This is a genomic window from Polyangiaceae bacterium (genome assembly GCA_016715885.1).
Taxonomy (GTDB): Bacteria; Myxococcota_A; Polyangia; order Polyangiales; family Polyangiaceae; genus Polyangium.
This window is the reverse complement of record JADJXL010000020.1, coordinates 836602-850011: the sequence shown is the minus strand read 5'-3', so window position 1 is coordinate 850011 and position 13410 is coordinate 836602. Positions and strand designations below refer to the sequence as shown.

General features: G+C 62.7%; 13 protein-coding genes. 4 read left to right on the top strand and 9 right to left on the bottom strand.

What is annotated here, in order from left to right; all coding sequences use genetic code 11:
- Window positions 1-125 precede the first annotated feature (125 nt).
- Window positions 126-1421, top strand: a complete 1296-nt coding sequence (locus IPM54_28855; protein MBK9263800.1) for an MFS transporter — start codon at window positions 126-128, stop codon at window positions 1419-1421.
- A 144-nt stretch (window positions 1422-1565) separates the two neighbouring features.
- Here IPM54_28855 and IPM54_28850 read toward each other — a convergent pair whose 3' ends face one another.
- The 8 genes from IPM54_28850 to IPM54_28815 all read right to left on the bottom strand — a co-directional run bounded on the left by IPM54_28850 (window position 1566) and on the right by IPM54_28815 (window position 9836).
- Window positions 1566-2021, bottom strand: a complete 456-nt coding sequence (locus IPM54_28850) for a hypothetical protein (protein ID MBK9263799.1) — start codon at window positions 2019-2021, stop codon at window positions 1566-1568.
- 27 nt (window positions 2022-2048) lie between these two features.
- Window positions 2049-3335, bottom strand: a complete 1287-nt coding sequence (locus IPM54_28845; GenBank protein MBK9263798.1) for a 2-oxo acid dehydrogenase subunit E2 — start codon at window positions 3333-3335, stop codon at window positions 2049-2051.
- A 61-nt stretch (window positions 3336-3396) separates the two neighbouring features.
- Window positions 3397-4377 carry a pyruvate dehydrogenase complex E1 component subunit beta gene (locus IPM54_28840; GenBank protein ID MBK9263797.1) on the bottom strand — a complete coding sequence of 327 codons (981 nt, stop codon included), beginning with the start codon at window positions 4375-4377 and terminating at the stop codon, window positions 3397-3399.
- The gene (gene pdhA / locus IPM54_28835) at window positions 4374-5354 is read right to left on the bottom strand and encodes a pyruvate dehydrogenase (acetyl-transferring) E1 component subunit alpha (GenBank protein MBK9263796.1); all 981 of its coding nucleotides are present in this window, start codon (window positions 5352-5354) and stop codon (window positions 4374-4376) included. Before pdhA ends, IPM54_28840 begins: the two co-directional genes overlap by 4 nt.
- Window positions 5355-5442: 88 nt before the next feature.
- On the bottom strand, window positions 5443-5907 hold the full coding sequence (locus tag IPM54_28830) for a hypothetical protein (GenBank protein MBK9263795.1): 465 nt from the start codon (window positions 5905-5907) through the stop codon (window positions 5443-5445).
- A 21-nt stretch (window positions 5908-5928) separates the two neighbouring features.
- A complete protein-coding gene (locus tag IPM54_28825; protein MBK9263794.1) occupies window positions 5929-7215 on the bottom strand; it encodes a putative metal-binding motif-containing protein in 1287 nt (428 codons plus the stop codon).
- Complete coding sequence (locus IPM54_28820) at window positions 7212-8531, bottom strand: serine/threonine protein kinase (protein MBK9263793.1); 1320 nt, start codon at window positions 8529-8531, stop codon at window positions 7212-7214. The genes IPM54_28825 and IPM54_28820 overlap by 4 nt, the downstream gene beginning before the upstream one ends.
- 240 nt (window positions 8532-8771) lie before the next feature.
- Window positions 8772-9836 (bottom strand): hypothetical protein, encoded by a 1065-nt coding sequence (locus tag IPM54_28815; GenBank protein MBK9263792.1) that lies wholly within the window; start codon window positions 9834-9836, stop codon window positions 8772-8774.
- Between the two features lie 266 nt (window positions 9837-10102).
- On the opposite strand from IPM54_28815, the gene IPM54_28810 reads away from it, so the two are divergent.
- Together IPM54_28810 and IPM54_28805 are read left to right on the top strand one after the other, a co-directional pair.
- A complete protein-coding gene (locus IPM54_28810; GenBank protein ID MBK9263791.1) occupies window positions 10103-11131 on the top strand; it encodes a serine/threonine protein kinase in 1029 nt (342 codons plus the stop codon).
- A 1-nt stretch (window position 11132) separates the two neighbouring features.
- On the top strand, window positions 11133-11711 hold the full coding sequence (locus IPM54_28805; GenBank protein MBK9263790.1) for a hypothetical protein: 579 nt from the start codon (window positions 11133-11135) through the stop codon (window positions 11709-11711).
- 27 nt (window positions 11712-11738) lie between these two features.
- On the opposite strand, the gene IPM54_28800 is transcribed toward IPM54_28805, so the two are convergent.
- Window positions 11739-12335, bottom strand: coding sequence for a hypothetical protein (locus tag IPM54_28800; GenBank protein ID MBK9263789.1), 597 nt, complete (start codon window positions 12333-12335; stop codon window positions 11739-11741).
- Between the two features lie 166 nt (window positions 12336-12501).
- Between IPM54_28800 and IPM54_28795 the strand changes: the two genes are divergently transcribed.
- A complete protein-coding gene (locus IPM54_28795; GenBank protein MBK9263788.1) occupies window positions 12502-13374 on the top strand; it encodes a hypothetical protein in 873 nt (290 codons plus the stop codon).
- Window positions 13375-13410 lie beyond the last annotated feature (36 nt).

The following is a 13410-nucleotide window of genomic DNA, read 5'->3' as shown; positions in this document are numbered from 1 at the left end:
AGCCCTCATGTGCATCCTTGCGCGTTTTCCACATCTCCCAGCATAAAATCGTCGCTCATTCGAGGGGCATCCTAACACGTTTGTACTAGCCAGCCGCACGGATTCGTGTCTACTGTGCCGCCGCGATGAAAAGCGACGCGACCGCAGCGGTGCCCGTGGAGCGAGGGGCGATCGACGAACAACCGCTCGAGGCGGCGCCCGCTCCCGGACGCTGGACAGCGTGGACCCTGACGTGGGTGTCGTACGCGACGTACTATTTGGGGCGCAAAGGTATCAGCGTCGCGAAAGCTCCCATTGCGGAAAGCTTTGGCAAGGACGCGCTCGTCGGGGTCGATACGGGGTATCTCGCGGCCTATGCCGTGGGGCAATACGTGAATGGATCGCTGGGCGATCGCGTGGGCGCTCGAAGGCTCATCGGTGCGGGGATGCTGGTATCGGCCGCAGCGTGCGTTGCATTTGGTGCATCGAGCCTGGGTATTGCGTTTTTTCTTGCGTTCATGGTGAATGGATTCGCGCAATCGTCGGGGTGGCCGGGCAATATCAAAGCGATGGCGGAATGGACGACTCCGACGAACCGCGGTCGCATCATGGGGGTGTGGGCGACGTGTTATCAAGTCGGCGGAATCGTTGCGACTTGGTTTGCCACGCTGATGCTGGGGCTTTGGGGCTGGCGTGCGAGCTTTTGGGGGCCCGCCGTCGTCGTGGCGCTCGTGGGCGTGCTGGTGCTTTTGCTATTGAAACCAGGCCCTGGCGCGCTTGGGACGAGCGCGGCGAAGACGGGTAACCCGGAAGATGCTGATCCCATTGCCGTTGCTGCAAAACGCAAGGTCGAACGAAGGAGGGTGCTGCGAAGCCCGACGGTGTGGTGTTACGGGGCGTCGTACTTCGGAATGAAGCTCATTCGTTACAGCATTTTATTTTGGCTGCCATTTTACCTGACCACCGCGCTCGCGTATTCCAAAACGACGGCGGGGTACATGTCCATTTCCTTCGAGGTGGGAGGCGTCGCCGGGACGATGCTGATGGGCACGCTTTCCGATCGCAATCGGCGCATTCCTCGATCCATGTTCGCCGCCGCGTGGCTCGTCATGCTCGCCGGGGCGCTATTTCTTTATGCTCGCATCGGCGCCAGCGGCATGGTCACCAATTTCGTCGTGATGGCGCTCGTCGGCGCGCTGCTCTTTGGACCGGATTCACTGATCAGCGGCGCAGCCGCCCAAGATGCCGGCGGGCCTTATGCAGCGGCGACCGCTGCGGGCGTGGTCAATGGGATTGGATCGGTCGGGGCCATTTTGCAAGAATACGTGACGCGCGGGGTGAGCCAAAGGTACGGCTGGGACAAGCTGTTTTACGTGTTCGTCGCGCTTGCCATGTTTTCGGCCATTTGCTTGGTGCCGACGTTCCGATTACGCGGGAAGTGAAAGGGGCTTTCTGCGAGGTTCCAGCCTGAATTTTTCCGGCACTTGCGGTTCCCCCCAAACTCGTCCGCTTCGCGGGCTCGGACAGTGGGACACCCGCAAGCGCCGGAAAAATTCAGACTGAAACCTCTTGTTACGATATGCCGATCACCCAAGCAATCCAAGCGCCTCGTCCACGTGATGATCACATAACCCCACCTCGAGGTCCGTTTTCACGTGATACGCGGCCATCGGCTCGAGCTCCAAGTCGTCGAGAATGACGAAACTCGTCAATGGAGTCGGGTGGGCATCGATCCAAGCTTGGATCTCTTGGCACCTGATGAAACCAATATCAGGGAGCCCCCGCGCGTCGTCATGGCTATGCACGGGCGTGCATCCAATGATCTCGCCGTCGAATCCCGCGTTGGCAAGGAGCACACGCAGCTCGTCCATCGTATGCTGCACACGCCACGTCGACGAAACGACGACCTTGGCGCTCGATCTGCGCACGATCGCATTCAGGCGTTCAATGGCTGCCGCGTTGAAGCACGATGAACCAAGCCCGAACGCAATGTCGCTCAAGCTGTTGAGTACCCCGTCGAAGTCCAGAAAAACGACTTTCATGTTTCACCGGACTGTCGACGACAGGATTCAATAATAGAGTATTTGCGTGGGATGCTCGAGCAGCGAGCGGAGCGCCTTGAGGAAGGTAGCACCAACGGCACCATCGACCACGCGATGATCGCACGATAGCGTCATGGCCATCTTCTTTCCAGGAACGACCTTGTCGCCTTGCACGACAGGTTCGCTGCGGACTTGTCCGACCGCCAAGATGGCTCCTTCCGGCGGATTGATGACCGCGGAAAATTCATCAATGCCGTACATGCCCAAGTTCGAGATGGAAAACGTTCCATTGAGCATTTCTTCGGGGCGAAGTTTTTTGTTCCTCGCTCGGCCCGCGAGATCGCGCACTTCCGCCGCAATGGCTGCCACGGTCTTCTTGTCGGCATCGCGCACGACGGGTGTCACGAGGCCATCGGGAACCGCAACGGCAACCGATATGTCGACGCGGCGGTGAATCAATATCGATTCGGGTGTGAATTGCGCATTGCATTCGGGAACGCGACGCAATGCAATGGCACACGCCTTCACGAGCAGGTCGTTGATCGATATCTTCGGCGGATCGTGTCCTTTTTCAGCGGATGCAGCAAGATCCGCATTCATTTGCTCGCGCAGGGCCGCAAGCGGCGCCGCATCGATGTCGATCGTCAAATAAAAATGCGGAACCGTTTGCTTCGATTCGGTCAGTCGTCGCGCAATGGCTTTGCGCATCATGCTGAGCGGTCGAACTTCGGGTGCGGCCAATTCTCCCGGCACTGCGGGCATTGCAGCCGGTGCAGCCGCGGGTGCAGCCTTCCCGAGGTTGTCCAAATCGCGCGCTACGATGCGCCCTCCAGGGCCGGATCCCACGACGCCCGCAAGTTCGAGCCCGCGCTCCCGCGCCTGCTTGCGCACGTACGGCGATGCTTTGATGCGCCCCGGTTCCGCAGGCGGCGTCGGTGCTGGTGCTGCAGCAGGCGGCGGAGCAGGCGGTGCAGGAGCCGCTGCCGCCGGGGGTGGGGGAGCTGCGGGCGCTTGCGGGGCAGGCGCTGCTTTGGGAGCTTCCGCTCGAGCGCCCGTCAGGCCGGAAATGTCTTCGCCCGGCGAGCCCACGACGGCGACCGGTTGGCCAAGACGAACCATGCTGCCAGCGGGCGCGAGAATGGCGAGGAGCGTGCCTTTGTCGAACGACCGATACTCCATCGTCGCCTTGTCGGTTTCGACTTCGGCGAGCAGGTCGTCGATGGCGACCGTGTCGCCGATTTTCTTGTGCCAAACGCTGATCTGTCCCTCTTCCATCGTGGGGGACAGCTTGGGCATGTCGAGAACCTTGGCCATTTTGATGCGTCTCCGCGGGCAGTTGTCGCAATCGCTACGAACCGTCTAAAGCCCTTTTGCGTTATCGGTAGAGCACGTCTTTGACCGCCTGTGCAATTCGGTCGGGCTGAGGCAATACGTATTGCTCGAGTTTGGCGTTGTACGGCATGGGTACGTCGCGGAACGTGACGCGCAAAATGGGCGCATCGAGCTCGTCGAACGCGAGGCGCTGAATTCGATCGACCACTTCCGCCCCGACGCCTCCATAAGGCCAACCTTCGTACGCCAAGACCGCGCGATGCGTCTTTTGCACCGTGCGTACGAGCGATTGTTCATCGAGCGGCCGAAGCGAACGCAAATCGAGGATCTCGACGTCGATGCCGTCCTTTTCGAGGAGCTTCGCGGCTTCGAGCGCGACGTGCACGATACGCCCATAAGAAATGATCGACGCGTCCTTGCCCTCGCGTACGACATTGGCTTGCCCCATGGGCACGAGCGCTTCCGGGTCGTCCGAAACTTCGCCCTTCACGTTGTACAGCGTTTCGCTTTCCATGAAGAGCACGGGGTCGTCGTCACGAATGGCGGTTTTCAGCATGCCTTTGGCATCGGAGGGGAACGCGGGCGCGAGCACCTTGAGGCCGGGGATGTGCGTATAAAAATGCTCCATCGCGTGCGAATGTTGCGATCCGACTTGCCTCGCCGAACCATTGGGCGCTCGAAAGACGATGGGGATGTTGAGCTGGCCGCCGGACATTTGTCGGATCTTGGCGGCGTTGTTCAAGATTTGATCGAAGGCGACGGCCGAAAAGTTCCACGTCATGTATTCGACGATGGGCCGAAGACCGACCATCGCTGCGCCAATGGATAACCCGGTAAAACCACTTTCAGTGATCGGCGCATCGATGACTCGCTTGGGTCCAAACCGTTCGAGCATCCCTTCGGTGACCTTGTAGGCACCTTGGTAGGCTCCAACTTCTTCGCCGACGAGGTAGACGCGCTCGTCGCGCTCCATTTCCTCGATCATGGCGGCCCTGAGCGCCTCACGGTATCTGAGCACGGTCATCGCGCAAATGCTCCTGCATAGGTGGTCGCTTCGAGAAGCTCGGGACCAGGTTCGGGACTCTCTTCGGCAAAACGAATCGCATCTGCGACCAGGTCATCGATTTCAACTTCGATTTTGTCGAGCGCATCGGAATGCCCCTTTTTCTCGAGCTCCGCACGGCTCACGAGCAAGGGATCGTTGCGCTTGCGTTCTTCGAGCTCTTCGGGCGTGCGGTACCTGCCAGGATCACTCATCGAATGGCCACGAAAACGATACGTGCGAATCTCCACGAGCGTCGGTTCGCTCGTTTCGCGCGCTCGTTCGATGGCATCCGCCAATCGGTCGCGCACTTCGAGCACGTGAGCTGCGGAGAATCGATCGCGCGCCATGCCATAACCAATGGCTTTCATCGACACGTCTTCGTTCGAGAGCGTCCGCGATAGCGAGGTTCCCATTGCGTATTCGTTGTTCTCGCAAACGAATACGACGGGCAACTTCCAAAGCGCGGCGAGCGACATGCCCTCGTGAAAGTCGCCGATGCTGACGGCACCTTCACCGAAAAACACGACCGACACGCGCCCATCACCTCGGTACTTCGATGCGAACGCGGTTCCAACGGCGACGGGAACATGCCCGCCGACGATGCCGTAGCCGCCGAGCATGTTGTGCTCGCGATCGAAAAAATGCATCGACCCGCCGAGGCCCTTGGAACAGCCCGTGGCTTTGCCGAAGAGCTCGGCCATCGCTGCGCGTGCGGACATGCCGCGCGCGAGCGCGAGGCCGTGATCGCGGTAGGTGGTGATGGCGTAATCGGTTGGCTGAAGAGCGGCGACGGCCCCGACGGCGATCGCTTCTTGGCCGATGTAGAGGTGTAGGAACCCCCCGATTTTTCCTTGCGCGTAAGCCCGCGCAGCTTCTTCTTCGAATCGCCGGATCTCGAACATCTGCCGATACAGCGAGAGGTGGAGATCGTCGGAATGATCGCGCGTGGTGGTCATGTGATGGCCTTTTTACACCGAACGGCCTGTCATGTCCTTTTAGAACGGCGATTGCAAGGGGGTATTGCGCATGGGGCCGCGCAAACGTTCAGCCCCCGCAAGTCGCGTCGCAACTCGTCCGAATGCACGTAGCGAGCGCCTCGATCGCCGCCACCGCAGGTTCGGTAGCTTCCGCGGGGCAGGCGGCGACGACGCACGTGTCGAAGTCGCTCGCTTGCGGATCGAGGCATCCGGCCATGCGTGCGCATGTCCAGAGTGCATCGCATGGGGTGCCCGCGCTGCACGCCAAGGCTTGTTCGCAGCACATGGCGAAGACGCACTTGTCGCATGCGGTGTCGCCCATGTCGGGGACGCACGTGAGAGGGGCGGCATCGATGCCCGCATCGACGTCGGCATCGGCTTGGGCATCGCCGTCGGTGCCTGCGTCGTCGCTGCCTGACATGCCGCTGGACGTTGCGGACGGGAAGAGAGGTTTGTCGGTGTCCGAGCTGCAACCGAATGCGGCCATGACGAACAGGATGAGGCTCGATGCAGCTACGATGACATGGCGCATGGGTTTGTCAGGGATTGGGTGTCAGCGCTTGTTCTTGCGTGCGCGGCGGATGAAGTGCGTGCCCAAGGCAAACGCGAGGCCGAGGGCGGCCAGGGGCGCCGCGCCGTTCGGGGCCGAGGGAACCGAGCAGCCGCCGCGATATTCGAGCACTTCGGGGGGCGCTGGCGTGCCGCCGTCGCCCATCGGGCCCGCGTCGGGCAGCGTGGATGACTTGCACATGCCGCTGACGCAGATGTTCCCCGCGGCGCATGCATCGGGAGCGTCGTCGATGACGTTGTTGCAATCGCTGTCGACGCCGTTGCACTTGTCGACGGCATTCGGATTGACCTCCGGATCCGAATCATCACAGTCTTCCTTGCCGCAGATCGATGCTGCGAAGCCGTCTCCATCGAGGTCTCGGCAGGCAAACGGTGTCGTGTCCATGTCGATGGTGCCGTCGCTGCCTTGGCCCTCGCCGCCCGCGCACGCTTCGATCGAAGGACCGCCGGACACGTCGAGTACGGCTTCCGGTGGAGGCGCTGGTGCACCTCGGAGCCAGATGAGCCCGCCTCCTCCCGAGCCGCCGCTTGCGGTCATTGCTTTGCCGCCGGTGCCGCCGGTGGCGAGCAGGCGCGCCTTGGGGCCCCATGTGAAGAGCGACGCTTGCAAGCGGATTTCGCCGCCCGCGCCGCCGCCGGAGCCGACACCGTTGACGGCAAAACCCGCGTTGCCGGACACGTTGATCGTTCCAAAAATCTGAATTTCTGCTGCTTCGAGAATGATGCTGCCGCCACCGCTTCCACCGATGGGTCCCGACGATTTGCCTCCGGCACCGCCCGCACTGCCCAGCGCGAACGTCATCGGATCGCCATACTTCGTACCACCGACGCCAAAAAGCCCCGTGGCGCACATCGAGTTTGTCCCGGCGCCCCCATTGCCAAAGTAGGCTCCTCCGCCGCCCGACGAATCCACCGCATAACCACCTCCGCCCGGACCGCTGCCCGCCTGGCCGGTGACGCCGCGATGGCCGGCACCGGCCGCATTGAGCACGCCGCTTGCTTCGATGGTGATCTTGTTGGCCTTGATGTGCAGTCGCCCAGTGCCGCCGTCAGTGCCCACCGGGATGACGCTGAGCACGCCGCCGTCTCTGATGGTGACCGTGGGGTAGAAGTACGGTTCGTCGCCGCCGAGGCTCTGCGGCAGGTCTTGCGTGACGACGAGGGGCATGGCGCCAGCTTGCGTTGCACGTGGCCACAGAAGTCCAAGCGCAAGGAGTGGGGCGGCAATCGAAATGCGGAAAAAGTTCGAGCACAGATGATGGGTTGTCATGGCAAACGTCTCGCGTCCTTCGCCGGAGCGGATGCCGTAGCGGGGGCTCGCACCGGCGCAGAAGATGAAGTGGAAGGCGGCGCCGACGGCGCCGGAGACATTGAAGCAGAATCGACGGGTGTCGCGGCGGTGTTCGATGCACCCCCCGCATCAATGGAGCCAGACGTGCCTCCATCCGCGTCCGAGGTGCCTGCGTCGCTCGGCACGCCAGCATCTGCGTCGGGGCCTGCGGAGCCCGACGTTTCAGGCTGAACCGATTCGGCTGACGATCGGATTCGCGGAGGACGCGCGGTTGAAGGGCTGACGCTCGGGCGTGGGCGTTCCGATGCCGACGCCGCCGGTTCGGCGGATGCGCTCGCAGCGGGCTTGACGGACAGGCGCGGATCCTCGTCGTGACGCAGCGCCGTGTGCACGAGCAATGCAGCCGTCACCGTCACGACCGACGCGCCGAGAACGACCTGGCCCCATCGCCTTTCGCGTGGTTCGGCCGGCGCTTCTTGAATCAGCATGCGCCCGGACGAGCTCGTCATCATGGGGCGCGGCGGAGGCGTGATGACCGGCGCAAGCGCGTCTGCGAGCAGCTCGCCAAGGGCCTCGCAGGACGGGAATCGGTCCGCGGGTGACCGAGCCATTGCTCGTATGAGGATCTCGTCGACGTCGGTCGGCAAACTGCGCTCGGCGCAAAAGCGCTCGGGAGGATCGTGAGCGATCCTTGCGGCAACTTCGACGGCATCGTCGCCGGGAAACGCGCGTTCGCCACGCAGGGCTTCGTACAGCAAAGCCGCCAGAGAGAACTGATCACTCGCCGGGGAAAAGTTTTTCCCGCCGAACGTTTCGGGAGCGCTATAGGCGGGAGTTCCCATGAGGCCACCCGCGTGGGTGAGCGTCGAGTTGGGGATGCGGGCGATGCCAAAATCGGCGATTTTTGCGCCCGTACGCGACAAGATCACGTTCTCCGGTTTGACGTCGCGATGCACGATCCCTTCGTTGTGCGCACACGTCAGCGCGCTTCCGAGCTCGCGAGCCAATCGCGCAGTGTCCGCCGGTGATAGCGGTCCCTCGAGCAATCGTTGCTTCAGCGTGGGCCCTTCGACGTATTCGAAGACGAGGTACAGACCAACCTCGGTGTCCTCGCCCATGTCGTGCAAGGTCACGAGGTTCGGATGCGCGACGCGGGCAGCAGCTCGCGCCTCGTTGCGCATGCGTGCGAGCAAGCCTTCGCGCACGTCGCGGGGCACCGCGAGATCATCGCGCAAGAGCTTCACCGCCACGTCACGACCGAGCACGGGGTCATGCGCACAGAACACGCGCCCCATGGCTCCTTCGCCGATGAGGCGCAAAACCTCGTAGCGCCCAATTTTCTTGGGAAGCTCGAAGTCGGGCTGAGAAGACAAGGGCGACGGCACGCTCGAAGAAAGTTTTAGCCCCGTACGGCCAGAGTGGGAAGGGCGAGACGGTCGGAACCTCGGCTCTGCGCGGTATTTGCGATCGAAATGCGTGCGCCAATCCTTACACGTTCGAAAGGTTCGTCCGATGTGTCCAAAACGTGCATGGGTCTAATGACGGGATCCAAACCCAAGCCGTCCTTCGGCCCACAGCAGCGCGCCTGCGGCCAGCTCGAGATGTCCGTGGAAAAACGCGAGCCGCAAATAACCGTCACGCGCCTCGCCCGGTGCAAACATCGCCCACCCAATGAGCGCAAGAGCTCCAATGACGGAAAGCCACAGCAAGATCGATCCGAGGTCCGACGTCAGCGCGCGAAAACTCTGTCCGTAAGAGCGCGGAGACTTGCTCGGACGATCGTCCTCCGGCACGAGCCTGAGCCAGACGACGTAATGCGTTGCCTGCGCGAACGCATAAAGCAAAACCAGACGCACTGAGTTGGGATCGAAGGGCGAGGGCGTCAGCGATTGACATAGCTCGAACATGCCGAGCCCCGTCCACGGAGCTTCGAGTCCTTTCGTGAAGTCGTGGAGCGGTGAAGCAAGACCCAGAAGCAGGACGATCGAACCTGCGGCGAAGAGCGAGATGGGCAAGAGGTGCAGCCGAGTTTGTCTTGGCCGCCACGCCCACCAAATCAAAACGCCCACGAAATTGTGCAAATGGGCAAACGCCAAGTCTGCAAGGTGTCCGGCTCGATGTGCCACGACAAACAGTACGGCGACCACGAGAAGGCCGAGACATCGCCGCAGCCAAGACGTGCGCGCAACGCAAAGTGCTAGCGCCGCGCCAGCAAGCCCGCCTCGCACGCCAAACCCAAGACCTGCCGCGAGCACGCCAATTCCGATCGCGCCGAGCACGAGGGGTCTTCGGTGAAGGCCCGGCCTTGCGACGAGGTAGCGCAAGTCCGCAAGAACATGAGGAATTCCCCAGACGAGAGGTCCCACGACGAGCATCACCACCGGGAACATCGACGTGCTGAAGAACGCGAACGTGATGAGGAGACACCCGAAAAAGGCAGCACGTTTGTCTCGGTCCGTCAGGATGGACCGCGCGATGGGGCGTCCAAGCGCCGTGAGGCCCCATCGACGCATCGAATCGGCCACACCGAGCAGCGCATCGAGAGGCGGCGCGGGGAGCGCCAAGACGGATCCGACAAACCGGACGACTCGTGCTTGCATGACGACGCTCCGCGCCCAAGCCCAGCTTGGCGCAAGCTCACTATGCCACGGACCTCGGGCGAACGACGACCCCTTCGAGGCGCCGGCCCCTGCAAACAGGCTTGCGTGCACCACTTGCGACCGGGCGTCGCCAAAATCCTGTGCGAAGTCTAGGCGCCGGGGCGCCGCGCGCGTAGTCTCCGGCTATCGCTGCGAGCCCATCGATGAAGCCCGGCATGAAGATCGGGGGGAAGTATCGACTCGTTCGCCCCTTGGGGGAGGGCGGGATGGGAGTCGTGTGGGCAGCGGTCAACGAACTGACGGAACGCGAAGTCGCGCTGAAGCTGTTGCGCGGCATGGATGCGAGCGAAGACGCGCGTGCACGCATGCTGCGCGAAGCTCGCGCGTGCGGACGCATCGTGCATCGCAACGTCGTGCAGATCTACGACGTCGGCGAAACCGATGCGGGCGATCCGTTTCTCGTGATGGAGCTTCTGAACGGCGAGACGGTCGGCGACAAACTCGAGCGCGAAGGGAAAATTCCTGCCGAGGTTGCGCTTCGCATCATCGCGGACACGGCGCGCGGACTACGCGCCGCCCATGGAGCTCGCGTCATGCACCGCGACCTCAAGCCGTCGAACCTGTTCTTGCACTACGAGCCGGATACCGACGCCGTCGTGCTGAAGATCGTCGACTTCGGCGTGAGCAAGACGCTGCAAACGAACTCCGACTTCACCGCAACCGGGCGCACGATGGGGTCGCCCGCGTACATGAGCCCCGAGCAGGTCAAGGGCCTGAAGACCGTCGATCATCGCACCGACTTGTGGTCGCTCGGGGCCGTGCTCGCCGAAATGATCAGCGGTCATCGGGTTTTTCAGGGACTAACTCCCTACGGTGCGGCCGCCGAGGTGTTGTCCGGAAAAATTCGCAGCCTCGCGCAGCTCGCGCCAGGGACCGATCCGCGCATCGTCGCGATCGTCGATCGCTGTTTGCAGCGCGAAGTGAGCAAGCGTTTCTCTTCGGCAGACGAAGTCTTGGATGCACTCGCACCGCTTCTCGGCGACGACATCGTGCCTCCTGCCACGACGAGATCCATTCCGCCTCCGCCGCCGTCGGTGGGACGAGCATCGATTCCTCCGCCGCCGGCGCTACCAGCGCTCCCGGTCATCAACATGACGGACACCTTCACGTCGGACGTGGTCGCGGAGGAGGTGGCGCGCGTCGTCGCGGGAACTTCCGTCGAGACGCGTTCGTCTGCAGCGGCATCTCGTCGAGACGCGAGCTGCCGCGGAAAGAGTGCCAGCGAGCAATCGTGACGTGCCCGCAAGCATCCGTGACGTGCCCGCGAGCAGTCGCGGGTTGCCCGTGATCGAACAGGAGAAGTCGAGCATTCACATCGGCGTCCCCGTGGACTTGGGCGACGGCATGATGCTCTGGTCGGACTACGTGCGTCAGCGAGCGGATGGGGACGCGGCTCCTGCTTCACGACGTTTGTCGCAGCCGCCTCCAGCGGATCCCGCTGCGCCGGTGTCGCGACGTTTGTCGCAGCCGCCGCCGGCGGATCCCGCTGCGCCGGCGTCGCGACGTTTGTCTCAGCCACCTCCTGCAGAACTGCATCCACCCCTGTCGCGACGAAGCAATCCACCGCCGGCCGATGCGGCTCCTGCATCACGTCGAGGCGACAAACTCGCGGTCGAGCCAGTGCCGGCGTCGCGTCGAGGCGAAGTTGCAAAGCCCGCAGCACCATCGCCCGCTCCTGCAGCGAAAGCCGAACCTGCAACAGCGCTCGCTGCACCTGCGACGACGGCGCCGCCGCAGCGCTCGAACCTGTTCTTCGCGGTGATCATCGTGATCGTCGCGGTCGTCAGTTTTCTTGCAGCTCTGAAGCTGCGTTGATCGCGTGAAGCGCTGGCACGCTTCACATCATTGAGCGCCGCAATCGGAGCAGCTCTGGCGCACGCGCTCCGTCGCCAAACGCACCCGCTCGCGCGCGTTCGTGCAGCGAGCATCGTCGCTTCCCGCAAGCTGGCAGATGTGCGTCGCGGCGCGGTCCATCGACGCCAACGCTCGACATGCCGTCACGCAAGGACTCGACGACTGTTGCGCAGCCGCATCTGCACCTTGAACGGGCGCCGCTCCTGCTGCAGCGCGAGCTTCGTCCTCCTTGTGAGGTCGATACGAATCGGTCGGTGGTGGAGGCGGGGCGCTTTCCGCCGCCGTCGTGGCGCCTGGACTCGAGGGCTGCGCGACCTGCCCAGCCGGCGGCGTTGCGAACCGAGGATCCATGTCACGCCTGTCCCCAAGTGCCCCGAACACGTCTTGCTCTGCAGTCGCAAACCGAGCCTCGGCTTCGCCCACGGTTTGCGGGGCGGGTTCCGGTGGCACGGAGCTCATTTTCGTCTCGCCAAAACCCGTGCTCGGCGATGAAGCACCGCAGCCGGCAGCAAACAGCGTCGTCATCGACGCAAGGACCAATGCAGCAGAGCCCAGGCGCAGGGCAGGGGAGCAATGACGGTTCATGAAGGTCTCCACGCTGGACGTTCGGCGGGGCGCATTTGGCTCATCAAAAGTGTCTGACCGCGAGTGAAACGATGATCTTCCGCGCACCTTACACGAGAGGTGCCGAAATACATGAGGGCGAAGGCGTCGTGCGTTCGCACGGCCCGTTGCGATACGCTGGGCGAGCATGTCTCTGCCTTCCGACTACGAAAAACGATCTGCCCGCGAAAAAGGCGATCTGCTCTGGGCAAACGTCAACGCTGACCCTTACCCCGATGCGAAGCTGCCGACGCGCGCGCCTTCCCCCATCGCTCGACTCAAGCTGTTCAGTGTCGACTTCAACAAGGGCTCGTTCGTCCCGGGAGACGAGCTGCCGCCGGATCGTCCGAAGCTCGTACACACCTACGGAACATGCGCTCGCATGTCTTTGCGCATCACCGAAAAGCATCCCTACACGGGCATGCTCGAACAGGGAGGTGATGCTCTGGTTCGGTTCTCCGACGCAAAAGGAGGCAGCGCTTTTCTCCCGTCGCTCGCGTTCAAATTCTTCGTCGATGGTCGTTCGTCCACCAACGTTCTCGTCCTGCCTTCGGCCTATCGCGACAAAGGTGATCTTCGGTGTTTTTCGAGTGCGTACTGCAACGCGACGCCGCCCGCGAAAGAGCTCGACTCCAAGCTCGTGCAGCACAGTTTCCAAAAAACCGCCAAGGCCATGGGCGCGAGCCGCCTCTACGCCGTCTACCTGCCGCTGCACGATTTCGCGTCGATTCGCGCCGATGGTACCAAGTCGGAAAACCCCGTTGTTCCGGATCGCCTCGAGTTTGTCCCAACGGACGGCGCCAAGGCCGCGTGTCCGGACTTGCCCGATTTTCGTCGCGCGCTTGCCGCAATCCCGGTCGGCACGATCCTCTTCCGCGTGTTTGCCGCGCCGAACATCGACAAACCATCCGAACCCATCGGCGAAGTGCGCCTCGATAGTCCGTGGGTCGCCTCGGCCTATGGCGACACGCGCCTGTTTTTTCAGCACGATGCGGGACCCATGGGGCAACACCCGCACTGAGCTTGGATTTCAACCCGCAATCACGTAACGAGATCA

What these genes read in the sequence shown, in the direction of transcription:
- IPM54_28840 (MBK9263797.1), bottom strand. Translation starts at nt 4,377, where the DNA reads ATGACCGTGCTCAGATACCGTGAGGCGCTCAGGGCCGCCATGATCGAG.
- IPM54_28825 (MBK9263794.1), bottom strand. Translation starts at nt 7,215, where the DNA reads ATGACAACCCATCATCTGTGCTCGAACTTTTTCCGCATTTCGATTGCC.
- IPM54_28855 (MBK9263800.1), top strand. Translation starts at nt 126, where the DNA reads ATGAAAAGCGACGCGACCGCAGCGGTGCCCGTGGAGCGAGGGGCGATC.
- pdhA (MBK9263796.1), bottom strand. Translation starts at nt 5,354, where the DNA reads ATGACCACCACGCGCGATCATTCCGACGATCTCCACCTCTCGCTGTAT.
- IPM54_28850 (MBK9263799.1), bottom strand. Translation starts at nt 2,021, where the DNA reads ATGAAAGTCGTTTTTCTGGACTTCGACGGGGTACTCAACAGCTTGAGC.
- IPM54_28815 (MBK9263792.1), bottom strand. Translation starts at nt 9,836, where the DNA reads ATGCAAGCACGAGTCGTCCGGTTTGTCGGATCCGTCTTGGCGCTCCCC.
- IPM54_28830 (MBK9263795.1), bottom strand. Translation starts at nt 5,907, where the DNA reads ATGCGCCATGTCATCGTAGCTGCATCGAGCCTCATCCTGTTCGTCATG.
- IPM54_28795 (MBK9263788.1), top strand. Translation starts at nt 12,502, where the DNA reads ATGTCTCTGCCTTCCGACTACGAAAAACGATCTGCCCGCGAAAAAGGC.
- IPM54_28820 (MBK9263793.1), bottom strand. Translation starts at nt 8,531, where the DNA reads ATGGGGCGCGTGTTCTGTGCGCATGACCCCGTGCTCGGTCGTGACGTG.
- IPM54_28800 (MBK9263789.1), bottom strand. Translation starts at nt 12,335, where the DNA reads ATGAACCGTCATTGCTCCCCTGCCCTGCGCCTGGGCTCTGCTGCATTG.
- IPM54_28845 (MBK9263798.1), bottom strand. Translation starts at nt 3,335, where the DNA reads ATGGCCAAGGTTCTCGACATGCCCAAGCTGTCCCCCACGATGGAAGAG.
- IPM54_28810 (MBK9263791.1), top strand. Translation starts at nt 10,103, where the DNA reads ATGGGAGTCGTGTGGGCAGCGGTCAACGAACTGACGGAACGCGAAGTC.